The following is a 19,690-nucleotide window of genomic DNA, read 5'->3' as shown; positions in this document are numbered from 1 at the left end:
TTTCAAAAAACTACATTGTCACAAAATAAGTACCTTATTATGAAAAAAACAGATTTGTCATTATTGAGTAAACGCCTTGATGAAGAGTACGAGGAAAGGGAGAGGCGGCGTAGAGAAACACTCAAAAAAACTATTGAATCATTAAAGACTTATTTTAAGGATAAACATATCGGAAAAGTAATTCTTGTTGGTTCTGTTCTTACTGAAGGAAGGTTCTATCCGTTCTCAGATATCGACGTGGCTGTAGATGGTTTGGAGGAAGATTATCTTGAAACATTGACGGAACTTGAAGAGATACTTGAAAGGGATGTTGATTTGATAGAAATGAGGAAGTGTAAGTTTAAGGATTCTCTTGTTAAAAAGGGACTGAAGATTGTATGAAAAAAGAACCTATAGCAATACTCCTGGGATATTTTACCCATCAGATGGAACTTATAGAGGAAATATTGAAGGAGATTCATATCACAAAGCCATCGAAAAGAGCGGAAACTACCCATCTCGCATATTTACTTCATAATTTGTACTGCTCATTGGAAGATCTCTTTCAGGCGGTAGCAAAGACCTTTGAAAATAAGGTAGAGAGGATCCAGCTAAATACCATAGGAACTTCTTAAACGCATGTACATGGCTATCCCGGGTATAAGGCCAAAATTGCTCTCTCAGGAGAGTTACCGTATCCTTAATGAGTTAAGGGGGTTCAGGCATATTTTCCGGCATGCTTATGACTACGAACTCGATCCGGAAAGGGTAGATAGTCTTAAACAAAAGATTGCTGTGAAATGGGATTATATAAAGAAGGACATGCACAGTTTTATGTCCTTCTTACAAGACGTCCTGAGGGATTAGTACTTTGCAAAAAAAATTTTTGCATTTTTGGTAAAAATTGTAGCACCGATCCCTTGTGGTAACTCCAAAGACCTGACTGTTGAGAAATTATACATAACGACATAAGTTTACAACTGTCTGTCATTCCGGGCTTGACCCGGAATCCAGCGTTTTTCTGGATTCCCGCTTTCGCGGGAATGACATATTCGTATCTGATTAATGACGCTGTGTATAGAAGCAAAAATCAAAGATTTTCCGTATATGAAAGTCATTCAGACAGGCCGTAAGGGCAAAATTCGGCAAATAAATTATATACTACAAAACACGAAGTCAGATCTTATAATAAATACCGAATGACTATGAAGCGAAGAAACATGATTGAAACAAGGTTTTTAAAGAAAAACAGAATTGACGAAGAAACAAAGACACAAATACTAGGCATACTAAAAGAATTTATTTATAGGATAAAAGACATCGTCTTTGCATATTTACACGGTTCTTTCGTGGAAGGGGCCGATTTCAGAGATATAGATATTGCACTTTTTGTAGAAGAATCTGTTAATAAATTAGAAATAGAAACTACTCTTTCTTACGAACTTACGGGAAAGACAGGTTATCCTGTCGAAGTAAAAGTAGTAAATGATGCGCCCGTTGCATTTCAAATGGCTGTTTTGAAGAAAGGCGTTCTTCTTTTAAGCAGGTCCGAAGATATCAGAACTGACTTTATTGAAAAGATTAGCAGAAAATATTGTGAGTATGTACACTTTAGAAATATCATATTGGATGCATGACCCTACAAAATGATAGACAAAGACCGGGTTGCTAAAGCAAAAACAGATATTATTAACGTTTACGAACAGCTAGAGACGCTGATTTTAACAGGAAAGGAAGAGTACCTGGCTGATCCAAAAAGCTCCCTGGCTTTAAAGTATTTATTGATAGAGGCTGTAGAGGCAATTACTGATATTTGTCAGCACTTGTTAGCAAGGAAGAAAGGCATAGCATGTGATGGTTATATAGATTGTATAATAAAAACCGGCAGGCATGGGATCATATCATCATCTCTTGCCAACAAACTTCGCAGATTGACAGATCTCAGAAATAACCTTATCCACAGATATTGGGTAATTAATGATGAGCAATTGTACGATATGACCATTGAAAATAAAAATGATCTCACGGAATTTGTAAATCAAATTACCGGTTTTATTTCCTCTGCGGAAAAGGCAAAAGAGTGAAAATGGTATCGTTACAGTTTTTTGGAAAAATTTTTTAAAATAAAAAAATTCTGCGCTGGCTGAAAAGGATACAAACAATTGGGAACTAATTATGGTGGATGATGGTGTATTTCTCTTCAAAAAAGATAGTGGAATTAGTCTGAAGATACCGTGAAAGTCAGCGTAATTATTCCTTCCTTTAACAGCGCAAAGACCATTGAAGATACTCTTGAAAGCATCATGGACCAAAATTGGACTGATATCCAAATTATTATACAGGATGGCGGGTCCACAGATGATACCAAAGCTATCGTTACAAAATACCCGACTGCGATATTAGGCTGGCAGTCAGAGCCAGATAACGGTATATATGACGCAATGAACAAGGGCATTAAACGTGCAACTGGTGAAATAATTGCCATTCTTAACAGTGATGATGCATGGTTACCAGGCACGCTTGATCGTGTTGCATCGGTATTTTCACGCAATCCTGATGTTGGCATAGTTTCCGGGTCGATTGAAGTATGGGAAGACTCTCCTAATGGAGCTAAGGTTGTTTTAAAATCGAGCTTGCTTCATTTGTATAAAGGATTAACGGTACAGCACCCAGCTACATTTATGCGACGTAATGTGTATGAACGTATCGGGCCCTTTGATACCCGTTACCAAATAGGTGCTGATTATGATTTTGTGCTGAGATGTTTAATGGCTAACATTCCATGTATTATACTTGAAGATGTTCTTGTCCGCATGAGAGCAGGAGGAAAGGGAAGTTCTATATTTACGCTTGATGACTGGAAAGTCCGAAGATCTTATAAAATTTCGTCGGTTTTCTACGAAATTATAACCAGTATAAACAATTTTATGAGACAGCTAACCAGAAAAATAATTAAGAACACTCTCGGAGACAAAACAGTATCCATTATTAGAAATTATCGATGGCGTAAGCGTACCTTTCGATAAAAGAAAGATGTCAGGGTTAAATGAACATTTTAGTTACTGGTGGCGCGGGTTTTGTGGGTTCTTATCTGTGTCGGATGTATAAGGAAAGGCACCCGCCTGCCAACATCATCGCTTTAGATAATCTTCACAGGAGGGGGTCTGAGTTTAATTTAAAGGATTTTAAGGATAGAGGTATTCGGTTTATTCATGGTGATATCCGGTGTGCGGGAGATTTAGATGCAATTGAAGATGTTTTTGATTTATTCATTGAGGCCTCTGCTGAACCTTCAGTTGTTGTTGGTTTAAATCGTCCTGATAATTATGCTATTCAAACTAATTTAATCGGTACTATAAATTGTTTGAATTTTGCGGTTAAAAATGCCGGACATTTCATTTTCCTGTCTTCATCCAGGGTTTATTCCCTTGACCCATTACTCAGCATCCCTCTCAAGGAAAAAAATACGCGTTTCCATATTGATTCTTCTAAAGATTTTATCAGGGGCTTATCAATTCAAGGCATCAGTGAGGAATTCCCTACCAATACAGCCCGGTCTCTTTATGGAGCTACAAAATTAGCCTCGGAATTTCTGATACAAGAATATGTAAGAGCTTATGGTCTGAAAGCCGTAATCAATCGCTGCGGTGTTATTTGTGGCCCTGGTCAGTTTGGTAAAGTCGAACAAGGGGTTTTTACCCTATGGGTGGTTAATCACTATTTGAGAAAGCCATTAAAATATACTGGCTTTGGTGGTAAAGGAAAACAGGTTAGAGATATTCTTCACCCAAAAGACCTTTTTGAAGCACTAAATCTTCAAAATGAAAAAATGAACGCTCTTTCTGGTGAAATTTTTAATCTTGGAGGCGGGCTGGATATTTCTGTAAGTTTGCTTGAGTTAACGCAACTTTGTCAGGAAATTACTCAAAACGAGGTACCAATAAATAGTGTTCAGGAAACCTCTGGTGTGGATATTCCGTACTATATCTCGGATTACAAGAAAGCAATCCAGGCTTTTGGCTGGCAACCCAAATTTTCGGCAGAGGATATCGTTAAAGATATTTATCATTGGATTGTTAAAAATAAAGACATTGTTCAATCAATTTTTTAAAGGCAAATTTTATGAGTGTTGTACTAATTACTGGTTCCTCAGGCTTAATAGGAAGTGAATCTGCTCAATACTTCCATGGGAAAGGTTTTGAGGTTTGGGGTATCGATAATAATATGAGAAGGTATTTTTTTGGAGAAGATGGCTCAACTCAATGGAAAAAAGAAGAACTGTTAAAGCTTAATAATTATAAGCATTTTGACATGGACATTCGTGATTTTGAGTCGATAAATAAGCTTTTCAAACAAGCTAAGAACAATCTGTCATTGGTAATCCATACAGCTGCACAACCCAGTCATGATTGGGCAGCCAGGGAGCCATTGACTGACTTTAGTGTGAATGCAACCGGAACTCTTAATTTGCTGGAAGCAACCAGACTCCACACCCCTCATGCAGTGTTTATCTTTACAAGTACTAATAAAGTTTATGGTGATTTGCCCAATAAATTACCCCTTGTTGAATTGGAAACCAGATGGGAAGTGGAGCATTCTCATCGGTTTTTTCAATATGGAATAGATGAAAGCATGTCTATCGATCAGTCAAAACATAGTGTATTTGGCGCTTCTAAAGTTGCCGGTGATATTATGGTACAAGAATATGGAAGGTATTTTGGTATGAGAACCGGTATCTTCAGGGGAGGATGTTTAACCGGCCCCGCCCATAGTGGCGCAGAACTCCATGGCTTTCTGGCTTATCTTGTTAAATGCAGTGTGCAAGGTAGAAAATATACAGTTTATGGTTATAAAGGGAAACAGGTTAGAGATAATATACACTCCAGTGATTTAGTAAACGCTTTTTGGCATTTTTATCAAAATCCCCGCATCGGAGAAGTGTACAACATAGGGGGGAGCCGACAGAACAATTGTTCGATCCTGGAGGCGACACAAATAGTACGGGACTTTACAGGAAAGGAATTCGAATGCGAAATCACAAATTCAGCCAGGATTGGCGACCATATCTGGTGGATTAGCGATGTCCGGAAATTTCAAAACCACTATCCCAAATGGAACTTTAAATATGGAATACGGGATATTATTAAAGAGATTATTGACGTGCTAAAAGAGAAAAAATAAATATCAGATGAAACTTTCCTGCATCATTCCAGCCCATAACGAAGAAGGTTGTATCCGTAAAACTGTGAGCCATCTCCATACTATTTTACAGGATGCTCGTATTGATTTTGAAATAAGGGTTGTAAATGATAATTCGACAGACCGTACCGGAGAAATTTTAGAGGATATGGTGAAAAGCATTCCAGAACTTGTAGCTGTAAACAACGAATATCCAAATGGCTTTGGCTTTGCTGTTCGGAAAGGTTTAGAAACTTTTCGTGGAGAAGCTGTTTGTATTTATATGTCAGATGCCTCGGATAATCCCAAGGATGTTGTCAATTTTTTTAGAACTATGGAACTGGGTTATGACTGTGTGTTTGGCTCAAGGTGGGGAGATGGAGGACAAGTTTTTGATTATCCCTGGCTCAAGCGGCTGATTAACCGTTTGGCCAATTATTTTATCGCCGTTCTTTTCCAAATTAAATATTATGATGTAACGAATGCCTTTAAAATGTATCGTGCTCATGTTATAGAAGGCTTAAAGCCTTTTTTAAGTCACCACTTTAACTTGACCGTTGAACTTCCGCTGAAAGCGATAGTGAGAGGCTATAATTATACCATTTTGCCTAATTCCTGGACAAATCGAAAAGCGGGAGAATCTAAATTAAAGATTAAGGAGATGGGAAGTCGTTATCTATTTATCGTACTTTACTGTCTTATTGAGAAATGGTTTTCGAAAGGGGATTATAGAAAAAAAGATAATGAAGTTTGTGGAAAAATTCAAAATAAAGAATTAAAAAGATGAGACGACTCGTTTTTAATAAATAAGGTGCTTATGGGAAAAAGATTGAAACTAAATATATTGTTTCTTTTTGTTGTTTTTGTTTTTATTGCAGGTCATGGAATTTATCTTAATACTCCCTGGGTAAATTTTGAATACTCCTTTGCAGAAGCATCTCGAGGAATACTGGACACTACTTATACCGTTGGATTAGAGAAATACTGGGAAGTTGAAGCGAATCCACTGGGTTATTCATTAGTTACTGCGATAATTGCTTCTTTTTTGGACATATCTTTCTGGTCTGTTCGTATCCCATCATTAGCAGGAGGAATAGCTATCTTAGTTGCTGGTTGGATATTTCATCACAGCAAAAATTTTAAAAATGACTCGTTGTTTTTCCTGTGGGCAGCAATTATTTCATTAAATCCCCTTGTTTGGATATACAGTGGTAGAGCTACTGCAGATATTCTGCCTGTTGGACTAGTAGTTTTGGCGTTTCTTTTTTGCTATTGTGCTCAGGACCGTTTATGGATTCATTTCATAGGAGGAGTATGTTTTGCTTTGGCATCTCTTGTTAAGTTTAATTCATTGTTACTAGGATTGGGCATTGTTTATCTTCTTTTTACAGATCAAAATGGTAAGATAATCTGGAGTTGTGAAAAAATTACGGCTTTTCTTTTTTACTCTTTATTGCCAACAATCGTTTTAGGAATTTATTTTCTTGTGATTTATGATCGATTTGGAATCGTCTTTATGCCTGAGATATTTAAAGTTGCCCACTTTGAAGGATACGCAAAAGGGTTTATTACCAATCTAGGGATGTATGCTAGCTACTTGACTATGTTACTTGCTTTGACTAGCGTCCTTCCTGTAATTCATTTGTGGAAAGTATGGACCAGGAAAAACTTCTTCATTCTCACAGTGATTGTGTTTTTCATGGGATTTGCCTTTTGGAATATTTTATCCTCTTTTAGCATGGGAGAAATGGACTTTGGCGGCCTTTATGAAGTGTTGTTAAATCGAAAAATCATTTCTTTGATTCGTGTGGGAAGTTTTGTGTTTACTTTTTTCTTATTTATTGAGCTTGTTGATACTGCTTTTCGAGAAAGAAAGAGAATGAATTTCTTTTTGCTTTATGTTCTTATACCTTTTCTTATTATATCCTCATTTTCCAAACCAGTTCAGCGCTATCTTTCATTTTGCCTTCCTTTTGTAACCTTTTATTTGATTATAATTTTAGGTTCTCGTATGCCCCGATTGATTCATTGGATAGGTTGGACTTCTGTTTTTGTTTCGGCGCTGATTACTTTGTTTGGTGTTCTCTATCAGATAAGACAGGGAGTCGCATCTGAAAATATGGTTCATTGGGTGATTTTGAATGGCTATTTGAAGGATACGAGACTTACGGATACAGTAAAACCGCATGTTGGATATCATTTTTTCCAAAATCCGGATGGAAAGAAAAAATATGTTGTTGATGTTGGAAGAACACCGCCCAAAAATGTTCTTCATGAAGAGAGCGTCGTTGTCCTTGGTAAAAAAATAAAGACGTATTACTTTATGGAGCAAGACGGGCGTTTTGAGTAACACTCTCAAGAACTTTTAATGTATTCAAGACTGTATTCTCCCAGGAAAAGATTTTTGCTCTCTCTTGTGCTTTTTCAGACATCACAGAAATGCGATGATGGTCTTTTAATATTGTATCCATCGCCACTGCTATTGCAGCAGGATTTATTGGATCAAAATAGAATGCGGCATCCGCGCAGATTTCTGTCATTGGTTCCATCCGAGAAGCTAGTATAGGTGCACCACAAGCCATAGCCTCCACTAAAGTCATTCCAAACGACTCACAGGTTGAAGGATAAACAAATATCTTACAAGCAGAATAGAGAAAGGGTAATTCCTCATAGGGAACGTTTCCCAAAAAAATGATTTGGTTCTCATATCTATTCTCTTTAATAAACGCCTCCATCTCTTTATAATATTCCTCGTCAAAGCATCTTCCTGCAAACACAAGCTGAATGTTATCATCTATCTTACCCCTCAGAAGTACAAACGCCTTGATAAGTTCTAAAAAATTTTTATACCTCTGGATATGAGATACATAGAGAATGAATTTATCTAACCCATATTTTTTCGTACATTGCTGAGACATCTCATCTTCATTGCGGGGATAAAATATTTCCTTGTTAACACCATGATAAACAACTTCAGAACGTTTAATCACAATGCCGGACTTTTCTGCATCAATACGCGCCTTTGTTGAGGGGAAAATAACTATTTGAGACTTTTTAATTGATAAAGATGTTAAAAACTTTAATAGTTTTAGTCTTACATTTTGAATAAAACCCCGACCTTTTGAAACAGTATTGCTAAACGGCTCGATGTTCTGTATTGTAACTACGTTTGGAAGCCTGGTGAAGAGAGGACACATGTTGGCTGGAGAAAAAAGTATATCAACGTTTTTCCTTTTGAGGAATATGGGTAAAAATACCTGCTCCCAACATAGGCGTGATATCGAACTTATTGAGGGAAGTTTGAAAGGCAAAAATGTGAAATTAGGATGTTGAAAATAAAATGTTTCTTTTCCTGCAAGGGTTGTTAGTATCAAATATTGATGAGTAGCATCTATTTTTGACAAATATGTTAACAGATTTTTTATGTACGTAACACCACCACCTGCAACTGTTGATGTTGTATTAATGGCTATCTTCATGTAATATTAATCTGAAAATACCTCTTTTAAATTGAGATTAAAACCTCTTAAAAGGGGAGAGGTAAGTTCATCATCAATAAAATATATACCGAGGGTTTCAAAGCCTGTTTCTTTTAATACCATAATTTCGATTGTTCTCTTATCTGGATCTACTATCCAGAATTCTTTCACGCCATATTCCCTATAAAGTCTCTTTTTTACCAGCTTGTCCCTCTCTCTGGTAGTGGTCGATAAAATCTCGATCGCCAAATCTGGCGCACCCCGTAAATTCTTTTCTGTCATCAAGCCCATTCTTTCTTTAGAAACAAAAATGATATCCGGCTGTACGACATCCGTTTCCGACAAGACTACATCAAAGGGGGCATAAAGTACCGTTCCCAAATTATTTTCTTTAACGAACCGTTTCAAAGAATGAGAAATATTCATTGAAATAGTTTGATGATAAAAACCGGGTGCTGGCACCATATACAATTCTCCTTCAATAAGCTCGTATCGTTTATCATCGTCCATAGCCGCATAGTCATCGTAGGTGTATTTTGTTTTGGTTTTAAGCATGGCCAATCTCCTTCAAATATCTTTGGCTAAGGTTATATGGTTGAGGGAAATGGGAATCTGGCAACAATTCAGCCTACCGCAAAGGCGCAAAGGACACAAAGGAAAAAAGGGCATATAACTTTTTCCCTTTTACAAATTTCCCGCTATGCTCGACATTTTTTGTTTATTTTAGTCCGGACACTAAATTTTCTCAATTATATAACATTCCCATATCTGAAACAATCGATAAAATTTTGTGAATACAGGTGCAGCAGATTGTCCGAACGATTGTGTCTGCAGACGGTTAATTTATTGCAAAAATGCTAAAAATCTGCCATAATCAGAACGCTTGCCAATGAATATTGCGTGTTACTTTCATATACGGAGGTTATTATGCCCATTATAAATACCCTCGAGATTTACGAAGACTTAAAATCACAATTCAAAGAAGAAGAGGCGCGTACTTTAACAAAAGCATTAGAAAAATCTTTGGAGGAATACCAAAAGAAGCAGGAAAGTTTTTTGGCAACAAAGGACGATATTGTTAAACTGCGTGAAGAAGTGAAAGACGATATTACAAAACTGCGTGAAGAAGTGAAAGGCGATATTGCAAAACTGCGTGAAGAAGTGAAAGGCGATATTGCAAAACTGCGTGAAGAAGTGAAAGGCGATATTGCAAAACTGCGTGAAGAAGTGAAAGGCGATATTGCAAAACTGCGTGGAGAAACGAAAGACGATATTAATAAACTCTGGGTAGGGACGAATGCTGATATAAATAAATTACGGAATGAACTGGCTAACGCAAAGGCCGAAATTATCAAGTGGTTATTTATATTTCTTATAGGACAGGGTGTATCAATTATTGGCATTTTGAAATTTATAAAGTAAATGAAACCCATTCTGAAAAATATAACCACCTATTGTGATAAAATACTCGTAGGCTTATTGATGGCTACGGTTATCTTTGTTCCTCTTTGGTTTGACATACGTCTTTACAGCGTCTTTGACCTTAGCAAGGTAACGGCCTTATATTTATTAACGATTGCAATTTTGGTTATATGGACAATTATACTGGCCTTTAACCATAATTTTAAATTCTCGCATACGGCAATAGATATACCCATCCTTGCTTACATATTCGTCTTTATCATTTCATCCGCCGTATCTATAAACCCCATTATGAGCCTTTTCGGCACTTATAAACGATTTGAGGGTTTAACTGCCACGTTATGTTATATTTTTGTCTTTTACGCCACGGTTAATTTTACAACTACAAAAAAAAGACTTTATTTGCTTATCATATCCATCCTTGCTGGCGCTATAATTTCATCATGTTACGGGATTGCTCAATATCTTGGATTTGATTTTTTTAAATGGAGCAGCTTTGAGGCAAGACGCGTATTCTCTACTTTTGGAAATCCTGTATTCTTTTCTGCCTATCTGGTGATGACTTTACCATTGGCCATTATTTTATTTTTTAGCAAGCCCTTGCAACAGAAAAAAGTGGTTTTGAAGAAACTCTCTCGTATGGCAAGCAGCAACCGTGTTCCCCTCCCTTTGTCCCTCTCTTCGAAAAGGGAGGATGAGTATTTATTAAGAAAAGATGTTTTTATGGGTAAATGGTGTATCCCTTGGATTTTTTTTGTATTGTCATCGATCATTTATACTGCATTCTGGCTCACAAATACCCGCGCATGTTTTGTGGCGCTCCTTGGAGGCTTAATTCCACTTCTCTTTTTACTTTTCAAAAAACAGGCTATAGAAAGGTATAAATTTGTATTTCTGGTTATTTCATTTGTTCTTATCGGGATATTCTTTAATGTAAGGCACGAAACTTCGGTTATCAAACATTTTGTTGGTGATGTACAATCAACTGAATCTTCAACTGAAAATTTAATTCCTGACAAAAACCAAATCCACAAAAGGCCATGGATTGCCAATAAATTTTCTGTTACCGGTTCCTCTTTTTCCCGCATATTTCAGTATTTGACGGCAATAAGGATTATTAAGGATTACCCCATGTTAGGCATAGGTCCTGATACCATTGGCATTGTTTATCAGAAAAATCTAGCAACGGTATTTTCTGTACAAGAAAGCGATGGTTGTTTTCACTTTCCCAGGCAAGACAGAATTCATAATGATATCCTCGATACAACTGTTACTCGTGGTATCTTTGGCCTTAGCACGTATATCTGGCTGCTCATTGCCTTTGGTGTGTATGTTGGTAAAAATTATAAGCAGTTGAGTAGTCAAAATAAATTGCTCATGTTGGGGATCCTGGCTGGAATCGTATGTTACCTTACCCAAAATGAATTTAGTTTTGGCAATACACCCATAGTGACGCTTTTCTGGGTGATGATGGCATTATGTATTTCTATTGTAAAAATAAACGAAACAGAAGGAGGATTGACGGCGAATGAGAGTGGCTTGAGAACTAAAAAAAGTTGTGAAATTGTGAAGTTGAGAAGTTATGAAGATGGAAAGACGGGACATACCCAAGCTCCTAATCTCTCAACTTCACCACTTCGTATTTTTTATAGATGGCTAAGTTGTGGGATTACACTAACGGCAATAGGATTTGTTACCATCTTTGTCCTTCGGTTTTGTAAGGCAGATGCCTACTTCGAATACGGAAGAAGGATATTGGAGTACGAAAAGGAAAACTTGCAAACCGTGACAGAAAAGGGCCTATATTTTATAAAGCACGCAGTGATCCTAAATCCATATGAGACCTTTTACCGTGACGAACTTTGCAGGACATATATACAACTTGCATTTAAGACCAAAGACGAGATATGGCTACAAAAGGCATACATAGAGGCAAACAATACCTTGAGGCTGATACCACAGCACTACATGGGTTTTTTTCACCTCGGTATGATTCATCAATTTTTGGCTGAACACTTTAACAGGAACACAATAGATACAGCCATTGCCTGTTATAAAAGGGCAATTGAGTCGGATCCTTTTCAAGCCCCTTTCCATAGCAATCTTGCTTCTCTATATATTAATAAAGGGAGTTTGGATCAAGCGATTGGAGAACTTCGCCAGGCATATCTCATTCGGCCTGATGACTTGAATCATGTTGACCGCTTAGCCAATGCGTACTTAAAGAAGGGAGATTTGGAAAATGCCCTCATCTTTGCAAGGAAGACCGTCCAGCTTAACCCTGCAGAACCTGGTTACTACAATAACCTTGGGGCTGTACTTAGCAGAAAGGGTTTGCACGAAGAAGCAGTGAATGCGTTCAAAAAGGCAATAGAAATCGACCCGAAAGATCCCATTTATGTGGAAAATTTAACAAAACTGTATCTGTCTTTAGAAAAGTATGAGGAATCAATACTTTATTATAAAAGGCTCATCGGCCTTAATCCCTCTGTAGCAGATCACCATAACAATCTTGGTGTAATTTATAAAAGGGAAAAACAATTCGACAATGCTATTCGGTCATTTCAGAAGGCGCTATCTTTGCAGCCGGATAATCCTATTTATACGTATAATTTGGCTGATACCTTTGTTGAGAATGGCCAGTATGATGAAGCCAAACAGATTCTTCAAACGTTTGATAAGACATATCCGAATCAGAAATATGCAAATATTCATTTACTCTTAGCTAATCTCTATTCAAAAAATGAGAATTGGGAAAAAGTCATTTACGAATGTGAACGGGCTATTAAGATCGACGAAAAATCAATCTCAGCGTACAAGATGCTTGGTAATGCGTATAATAACCTGCATCAATATGAACTTGCAGAGAAATTAGTAAACAATGCCATTGCGCTCAATCCCAACGACCAGGAGGCGCAAGACTTACTGGTAAGGATCTCAAAAAGAATAAAAACACATTAGTTCTTCGGTAACTTTTCGCTGCAAAAAACTTTTTACACATCCCATTGCCCCCTCTTTTTAGAAGGGATGCATCGTAGTATCTCCTCTATCAAGAGTGGCCGATGTGTGTAAATTGATCCTTGCACTTCAACGAATCTTAAAAAATCCCTGACGTTACATTAGCGCAGTTCTGTGATTATCCCTGGCGTACAACGATGGTATTTTTTTGAATACATCTTGCTTATTTCTTGTATATTTTCCCATTGCTATTGTGCAAGCATTTTGCTATTTTCAGCGTATAGTGGTAATGACAGAAAATTATGACTGTCTTTAGTATCATTAATAGTGAAGCACAAAAGGAGGAAAGACGTTGCCTAAAAAGAAAAATAATTCAGATAGTGGTACAGCAATACAAATAGAAAAGAACCGGTTGGTTGTGCCAAATAATCCTGTTATTCCATTTATAAAGGGGGACGGCACGGGTCCGGATATCTGGAATGCATCCGTTCGGGTATTTGATGCCGCAGTAAGCAAGGCTTATAGGAACAAAAAGCGCATTTATTGGCAGGAAATCTTTGCGGGTGAACTTGCCTTTAAGGAGTATGGTGAATGGCTTCCCAAAGATACCCTCAATACCATTAAAAAATATAAAGTAGCTATCAAGGGGCCGCTTACCACACCAGTCGGGGGAGGTATCAGAAGCCTTAATGTGACTCTGAGACAAGAGCTTGATTTATATGCCTGTGTTCGTCCTGTGCGTTATTTTGAAGGCGTACCCAGTCCCGTAAAGTTGCCTGAGAAATTGAATGTTGTGATTTTCCGGGAGAATACGGAAGATGTGTATGCGGGGATTGAGTATAAAAAAGGCTCTCCCGAGGCAAAGAAACTTATCACATTCCTGGAAAAGGAACTGGGGAAAAAGATCCGAAAGGATTCTGGCATTGGTATAAAACCAATGAGTGCAACCGGTTCAAAAAGGCTGGTGAGACGAGCCATACAGTACGCAATTGATAAGGGACTAAAAAGTGTGACCCTTATGCATAAAGGTAACATCATGAAGTTCACAGAGGGTGCCTTTCGTGAATGGGGTTATGAGGTGGCCAAAGAGGAATTTTCAAAGGTTACAATAACAGAGGAAGACGTTCAGAAAAAGCATGGCGGAGTCGTGCCGAAAGGGAAAATTGTTATAAAAGACAGGATTGCCGATGCCATGTTTCAGCAGGTGCTTCTGAGGCCGGAAGAGTATGACGTTATCGCTACGCCGAATCTCAATGGTGATTACATCTCCGACGCCTGCGCCGCACAGGTAGGGGGTTTAGGTATGGCCCCCGGAGCTAACATCGGGGATAAGGCCGCTATCTTCGAAGCCACCCACGGCACCGCTCCGAAATATGCAGGGCAGGATAAGGTCAACCCGGGATCCGTTATTTTATCAGGGGTTATGATGTTTGAACATCTGGGATGGGACACGGTAGCCAATATGATTGTTAAGGCACTGGAAAAGACCATTCGACAGAAGACCGTGACCTACGACCTCGAACGCCAGATGGAAGACGCTAAATTGGTGAAATGTTCAGAGTTTGGTGATGAAATAATTAAAAATATGGAAAGTTAAGGCACGGAATTAAAGGAAAGCATCTTGAACAGGGCATTTAATGGGAACTTATTTGAAATTCCTGGCAGATGTAAACATAGAGAAATTGATTGTGGATGAACTGAAAACGCTGGGATATGATATAATTTGGATACCTGACGAAAATCCATATCTGGACGATATGAGTATTTTTAAAATAGCCCAGAAAGAAAATCGTATTCTGTTGACCAATGATAAGGATTTTGGAGAGATTATATTTAGGCAGAAATTAATCTCTTCTGGAATTGTTCTGTTCAGGATTAAAGGACAAGATACTAGGGAAAAGATAAAATTACTCAGAAAAGTTTTAATTTCTCACAATGACAGAATATCGAAGCATTTTGTTGTTCTCGCTAAAGAAAAGGTTAGATTTATACCCATGTAAAAATTTGCAGGAGGCATCAAGGTGAAAAAAAAATTATTGAACAGGATAGAAACAAACCCTCAGGTAATGTTTGGCAAGCCGGTAATCAAAGGAACACGGCTAACAGTAGAAATAATCTTAGAAAAACTTGCCTATGGTGAAACAGAGGACGAGATATTGAAAGAATATCCATTTCTAAAGAAAGAAGATATTAAAGCAGCGCTTCTATATGCCGCGAAGACGGTATCACTCGAAGAAACTGTTCAAATATAACCTCAAACAAAAATAAAAGAATAATTTAAAGGATGAAGTCTATATGGCTAGAAAAAAGATTGCCGTCGTTGGTGCTGGGAATGTGGGGGCAACTACTGCTCAACGATTGGCCGAAAAAGAGATAGGGGATGTAATACTTGTGGATATTATCCAGGACATGCCTCAGGGAAAGGCGCTGGATATTCTGGAGTCTGCACCTGTCTATGGCTATGATTCAAAAATTATCGGCACGAACGAATACGAAGAAACAAGAAATTCTGATATTGTAGTCGTTACCTCTGGCGTAGCAAGAAAGCCAGGGATGAGCAGGGATGACTTGCTCAAGATCAATGCAGGGATTGTAAAGGGGGTAGTGGAAAATATTGTAAAAACCTCACCGAATGCCATCCTGATTGTCGTGTCCAATCCACTGGATGCCATGACCTATGTTGCCCATAAGATTAGCCGATTCCCGAAAAATCGCATTATGGGTATGGCAGGGGTGTTGGATGCTGCACGTTTTAGCACCTTTATTGCGATGGATCTGAACGTATCTGTGGAAAACATCCATGCCTTTGTCCTGGGTGGACATGGTGATACGATGGTTCCTTCTACCCGATATACTACGGTTGCAGGGGTTTCTGTAGAGGAATTGATACCCAAGTCACGTTTGGAAGCCATTGTCAAGCGTACGAGGGAAGGTGGCGCCGAGATTGTCAACCTGCTCAAAACAGGCAGTGCCTTTTATGCCCCTTCTGCGGCGGTGGCAGAGATGGCAAAATCTATAGTAAAAGATAAAAAAAAGATACTGCCGTGTGCAGCTTTGTGCGAAGGGGAGTATGGTATCAATGGTCTTTTCGTAGGTGTGCCGGTAAAACTTGGTGAAAGGGGAATTGAACAGGTCTTTGAGATTAAACTTAACAACGAAGAATCTGCTGCCTTAAAGCGATCTGCCGAGGCCGTAAAAACCCTATGTGATCAGGTGGATAAACTATTATAGGAGATCGCAGGGGCGAGGTAACCTCGCCCCTACCCACATTATGAATCTGATTAAAGCGGAAAAGCGATTACTGGAGATACTCCTTGTGAAATCCTTTAAATACAGTGAAGAGCCTATTTTTAAATTAGTGTCAGGAAGGATGAGTAACTATTATATTAATTGCAAGACAACAACCTTAGATCCCGAGGCCATGCTGTTGATCGGACATCTCTTTTATAACAAGGTCAAAGCACTTCATATTAATGCCATCGGGGGACTGACCCTTGGCGCCGATCCAATTGCCTTTGCTACGGCCATGGTAAGCGGTATGCAGGACGATGCCATTAATGCTTTTGTTGTACGGAAAAAAGCGAAAGAGCATGGATTGATGAAGTGGATTGAAGGTAACGTCCGGGAAGGTGACAAGGTGGTGATTGTGGATGATGTGGTGACCACAGGTCAATCTACAATAGAAGCTATTGATCGGGCGCGGGAGTCTAACTTGAACGTTATCAAGGCCGTTGCCCTGGTAGATCGCCAGGAAGGTGGGAGAGAAAATATTGAGAGAAAAAAGATTCCTTTTGAATCCATCTTTACGAGAGATGATTTAATGAATCTGTATAAAAAAAGATAACCATTCACCGCAGAGGTCGCGGAGGACGCTGAGGCGGGTAATGAGGAAAGACTGAATAAAATAACAGAAACAATTATTGTAGAAATTATAAAAACAGGTATTTAGGAATTGTTTAATAATTTTCCTGATTCTCTGCGTACTCGGCGTGCTCTGCGGCAAAAAATAATGAACATAGAAAAACGGGGTTTCTGGTCGTGGTTCTTGCAAAGGATTACCGCCTTGCTGCTGGTTGTTGGTATGGCCGTCCATTTCTTCACTTTTCACTTTAGTCCCGGCCGCTATGCCTCCCGCTATTACGATGAAATTATCAATCGCTTTTGCTCATCAGGATGGATTACTTTTCATATCTGCCTTCTTGCTCTGGTTGTTTTTCACGGCCTGAATGGATTCTGGGGTATATTGGCGGACTTTAATCTTAGTAAAAGAACAAACTACTTTTGTAAACAAATCCTCTGGATTATAGGGGTTATTCTTTTTGGTATTGGGCTTTATATTCTTATTTGGTTTGCAACATCGAACGCTGGATTTTAACAAAACAGAGTTTCACTGTTACATGGGTTCCTGGTCCGGAGATTGGAAACCAGCAGCAAAAGAAACATGAACATTCAAAGTTTAAAGGAAAGTTTTAAAGACCTGGTTAAAAATAGAAATCCTGGCATGTATGCCTTCTGGGTTCATCGGATTACTGGTGTCACGGTTACATTGTTTCTCTTTTTACATATCTGGACATTGAGCGCTGTCTTTCGGGGCAAAGATGCTTATGATTATGCGATCAGCAAGTTTGATACAAAGGCCGGTTACCTGTTTCAGTATGTGTTGCTTCTCGCAGTGGCCTTACACTTGTTGAATGGAATAAGAATTACCGTTGCTGATTTTTGGGGCATTACCCGAAGTCAAAAGAAATTACTGTGGATATCGCTCTTCGTTTTCCTCTTAATTGCTGCAGTTGGGGTTACTACGGTGCTTTTGTAATATAAGTGCAGAAGTTTAGTAATCAGCCTTCAACAATAAACGGAAAATGGTAAAAGGCTGCGATTATATATGCAGGTTATTAAGAAGCTGAATGCTGATAGCGGAATGCTTGTATTTCTTAAGGAATTCTATGATTTACCATGAAGCCATTGTGGTAGGCGGAGGCCTGGCGGGTCTGCGGGCAGCCATTGAGCTTAATCGTAACAATGTCAGGGTTGCCATTATCTCAAAGGTACATCCTATTCGGTCACACTCTGTTGCTGCACAAGGAGGGATTAATGCTTCGTTGGGGAATCATCCGCGCGGTCTTTATGATAATTGGGAAAAACATGCCTTTGATACGGTAAAGGGAAGTGATTACCTTGCAGATCAGGATGCTGTTATCCGCATGACTAAAGAGGCGGCAGAACGCATCTATGAGATGGAACACTGGGGTTGTCCCTTCAGCCGTACCTCTGAAGGGAAGATTGCACAGAGGCCTTTCGGTGGTGCTGGCTTTCCCCGTACCTGTTATGCTGCCGACAAAACCGGACATGCCCTTTTGCATACCTTATATCAGCAAATCATTAAATTTAAACAAGCAGCCGAGCGGAAAGAGATAACAATTTACGAAGAATGGTTGGTAACGGATCTTGTAGTTGAAGATGGAATCTGTGTAGGTGTGATAGCCCTGGATATTGTGAGCGGGCGATTGGAAGCATTTCAATCAGGGGCGGTAATCTTTGCTACGGGAGGTGCAGGTCGTATTTACGGAAGAAGCACCAATGCCTTGATCAATACCGGTATGGGTATGGCCATCCCATATTGGACAGGTGTACCACTGAAGGATATGGAGTTTATACAATTCCACCCAACCACCCTTTTGGGCAAAAACATCCTGATTACGGAAGGATGTCGTGGAGAGGGTGGTTATTTGTTGAATAATAAGGGCGAAAGATTTCTGGAGAAGTATAACGATTCGAAGAAGGATATGGAAGTGGCCCCACGGGATATTATTTCAAGAAATATCATGTATGAAATTATGGCAGGCGGTGGTTTTGACAACAGCTATGTCCATCTTGATTTAACACATTTGGGAGAAGAAAAGATTGCCAAAAGATTGCCTGGTATACGGGATGCTTCTATGGAATTTGTCGGGGTAGACCCTGTTACAGCCCCGATTCCCATTCAGCCTGGCCAGCACTATACCATGGGTGGCATTGATTGTAATACCGAGTGTGAAACGTCCATAAAAGGATTTTATGCGGCCGGTGAGGCTGCCTGTGTGAGTGTGCATGGCGCCAATCGGTTGGGTGGGAATTCATTGCTGGATACTATTGTCTTTGGCGCTATTGCAGGTAGCAATGCTGCCAGGTATGTGCAGGATTTGGAAAGTAGAAAGGGTGAGAGCGCATCCTACGATGCCTTAAAACGTGCAGAACAGAGAGTCGATGTCTTATGTAAATCAGAGGGGAATGAGGTCCCCGTCGATATAAAAGTAGCCCTCAACAGAGTTATGGATAATAAGGTGGGCATCTTCCGTGAGGCTTCTAAACTGAAAGACGCCCTTCACGAAGTTAAGGTGTTACAAGAAAGATACAAACGAATTAAACTGAATTATGCGGGCAAACGGGTCAATCTTGGTCTTGTGTGGGCATTGGAACTCAAAGGAAGTCTGGATGTGGCAGAGGCTGTTATTGCAGGTGCATTGGCCCGTGAGGAAAGCCGTGGCTCACATTTCCGTACTGATTTTCCCAAAAGAGACGATACGGGCTTGCTGAAACATACGTTGGCATATTTTACACCTGAAGGCGTAAAGTTGGGCTACAAACCGGTAAACATCGGCACCTTCAAGCCTAAGGAAAGAAAGTATTAAAAG

General features: G+C 39.1%; 22 protein-coding genes. 20 read left to right on the top strand and 2 right to left on the bottom strand.

Annotated features, from left to right (window positions below):
• The first annotated feature begins 39 nt into the window (after positions 1-39).
• The 10 genes from BROSI_RS08955 to BROSI_RS08910 all read left to right on the top strand — a co-directional run bounded on the left by BROSI_RS08955 (position 40) and on the right by BROSI_RS08910 (position 7,507).
• A complete protein-coding gene (locus BROSI_RS08955) occupies positions 40-381 on the top strand; it encodes a nucleotidyltransferase family protein (protein WP_157842460.1) in 342 nt (113 codons plus the stop codon).
• Positions 378-614: a hypothetical protein gene (locus BROSI_RS20200; RefSeq protein WP_052563412.1), complete on the top strand. Its 237-nt coding sequence runs from the start codon at positions 378-380 to the stop codon at positions 612-614. Before BROSI_RS08955 ends, BROSI_RS20200 begins: the two co-directional genes overlap by 4 nt.
• A gap of 4 nt (positions 615-618) precedes the next feature.
• Positions 619-846 (top strand): ribonuclease toxin HepT-like protein, encoded by a 228-nt coding sequence (locus BROSI_RS20195; RefSeq protein ID WP_052563411.1) that lies wholly within the window; start codon positions 619-621, stop codon positions 844-846.
• A gap of 353 nt (positions 847-1,199) precedes the next feature.
• Complete coding sequence (locus BROSI_RS08940; protein WP_052563410.1) at positions 1,200-1,616, top strand: nucleotidyltransferase domain-containing protein; 417 nt, start codon at positions 1,200-1,202, stop codon at positions 1,614-1,616.
• A 9-nt stretch (positions 1,617-1,625) separates the two neighbouring features.
• Positions 1,626-2,063, top strand: a complete 438-nt coding sequence (hepT, locus tag BROSI_RS08935; protein WP_052563409.1) for a type VII toxin-antitoxin system HepT family RNase toxin — start codon at positions 1,626-1,628, stop codon at positions 2,061-2,063.
• A gap of 150 nt (positions 2,064-2,213) precedes the next feature.
• Positions 2,214-3,005 (top strand): glycosyltransferase family 2 protein, encoded by a 792-nt coding sequence (locus BROSI_RS08930; protein ID WP_052563408.1) that lies wholly within the window; start codon positions 2,214-2,216, stop codon positions 3,003-3,005.
• Positions 3,006-3,025: 20 nt separating this feature from the next.
• Positions 3,026-4,090 (top strand): NAD-dependent epimerase/dehydratase family protein, encoded by a 1,065-nt coding sequence (locus tag BROSI_RS08925; protein WP_052563407.1) that lies wholly within the window; start codon positions 3,026-3,028, stop codon positions 4,088-4,090.
• Positions 4,091-4,101: 11 nt separating this feature from the next.
• On the top strand, positions 4,102-5,160 hold the full coding sequence (locus tag BROSI_RS08920) for an NAD-dependent epimerase/dehydratase family protein (protein ID WP_052563406.1): 1,059 nt from the start codon (positions 4,102-4,104) through the stop codon (positions 5,158-5,160).
• A gap of 7 nt (positions 5,161-5,167) precedes the next feature.
• The gene (locus tag BROSI_RS08915; protein ID WP_052563405.1) at positions 5,168-5,944 is read left to right on the top strand and encodes a glycosyltransferase family 2 protein; all 777 of its coding nucleotides are present in this window, start codon (positions 5,168-5,170) and stop codon (positions 5,942-5,944) included.
• A 30-nt stretch (positions 5,945-5,974) separates the two neighbouring features.
• Positions 5,975-7,507: an ArnT family glycosyltransferase gene (locus tag BROSI_RS08910; RefSeq protein WP_052563404.1), complete on the top strand. Its 1,533-nt coding sequence runs from the start codon at positions 5,975-5,977 to the stop codon at positions 7,505-7,507.
• On the opposite strand, the gene BROSI_RS08905 is transcribed toward BROSI_RS08910, so the two are convergent.
• Entirely contained in the window at positions 7,479-8,636 is a 1,158-nt protein-coding gene (locus tag BROSI_RS08905) for a glycosyltransferase family 4 protein (RefSeq protein ID WP_052563403.1), read from the bottom strand. The genes BROSI_RS08910 and BROSI_RS08905 overlap by 29 nt on opposite strands.
• A 6-nt stretch (positions 8,637-8,642) precedes the next feature.
• The gene (locus BROSI_RS08900; RefSeq protein WP_052563402.1) at positions 8,643-9,191 is read right to left on the bottom strand and encodes a Uma2 family endonuclease; all 549 of its coding nucleotides are present in this window, start codon (positions 9,189-9,191) and stop codon (positions 8,643-8,645) included.
• Positions 9,192-9,563: 372 nt separating this feature from the next.
• Between BROSI_RS08900 and BROSI_RS08895 the strand changes: the two genes are divergently transcribed.
• The 10 genes from BROSI_RS08895 (at position 9,564) to BROSI_RS08850 (ending at position 19,687) form a co-directional block, all read left to right on the top strand.
• Positions 9,564-10,058, top strand: a complete 495-nt coding sequence (locus BROSI_RS08895) for a coiled-coil domain-containing protein (protein WP_052563401.1) — start codon at positions 9,564-9,566, stop codon at positions 10,056-10,058.
• Positions 10,059-13,019, top strand: coding sequence for a tetratricopeptide repeat protein (locus BROSI_RS08890; protein ID WP_052563400.1), 2,961 nt, complete (start codon positions 10,059-10,061; stop codon positions 13,017-13,019).
• Between the two features lie 349 nt (positions 13,020-13,368).
• Positions 13,369-14,613 carry an isocitrate dehydrogenase (NADP(+)) gene (icd, locus tag BROSI_RS08885; protein ID WP_082059130.1) on the top strand — a complete coding sequence of 415 codons (1,245 nt, stop codon included), beginning with the start codon at positions 13,369-13,371 and terminating at the stop codon, positions 14,611-14,613.
• Between the two features lie 40 nt (positions 14,614-14,653).
• Complete coding sequence (locus tag BROSI_RS08880) at positions 14,654-15,016, top strand: DUF5615 family PIN-like protein (RefSeq protein ID WP_052563399.1); 363 nt, start codon at positions 14,654-14,656, stop codon at positions 15,014-15,016.
• Positions 15,017-15,037: 21 nt separating this feature from the next.
• The gene (locus BROSI_RS08875; RefSeq protein ID WP_230400664.1) at positions 15,038-15,268 is read left to right on the top strand and encodes a DUF433 domain-containing protein; all 231 of its coding nucleotides are present in this window, start codon (positions 15,038-15,040) and stop codon (positions 15,266-15,268) included.
• 43 nt (positions 15,269-15,311) lie between these two features.
• The gene (gene mdh, locus BROSI_RS08870; RefSeq protein ID WP_052563398.1) at positions 15,312-16,247 is read left to right on the top strand and encodes a malate dehydrogenase; all 936 of its coding nucleotides are present in this window, start codon (positions 15,312-15,314) and stop codon (positions 16,245-16,247) included.
• A gap of 40 nt (positions 16,248-16,287) precedes the next feature.
• Positions 16,288-16,860: an orotate phosphoribosyltransferase gene (gene pyrE, locus BROSI_RS08865; RefSeq protein WP_052563397.1), complete on the top strand. Its 573-nt coding sequence runs from the start codon at positions 16,288-16,290 to the stop codon at positions 16,858-16,860.
• A gap of 108 nt (positions 16,861-16,968) precedes the next feature.
• Positions 16,969-17,391, top strand: a complete 423-nt coding sequence (locus BROSI_RS08860) for a succinate dehydrogenase/fumarate reductase transmembrane subunit (RefSeq protein WP_261338850.1) — start codon at positions 16,969-16,971, stop codon at positions 17,389-17,391.
• Positions 17,392-17,457: 66 nt separating this feature from the next.
• Positions 17,458-17,832, top strand: coding sequence for a succinate dehydrogenase, cytochrome b556 subunit (gene sdhC, locus BROSI_RS08855; RefSeq protein WP_052563395.1), 375 nt, complete (start codon positions 17,458-17,460; stop codon positions 17,830-17,832).
• A gap of 130 nt (positions 17,833-17,962) precedes the next feature.
• Positions 17,963-19,687 (top strand): FAD-binding protein, encoded by a 1,725-nt coding sequence (locus BROSI_RS08850; protein WP_052563394.1) that lies wholly within the window; start codon positions 17,963-17,965, stop codon positions 19,685-19,687.
• Positions 19,688-19,690 lie beyond the last annotated feature (3 nt).

Source organism: Candidatus Brocadia sinica JPN1 (genome assembly GCF_000949635.1).
Classification (GTDB): Bacteria; Planctomycetota; Brocadiia; order Brocadiales; family Brocadiaceae; genus Brocadia; species Brocadia sinica.
Note: the sequence above shows the minus strand (reverse complement) of the source record. Positions and strands in the feature narration are given on the sequence as shown.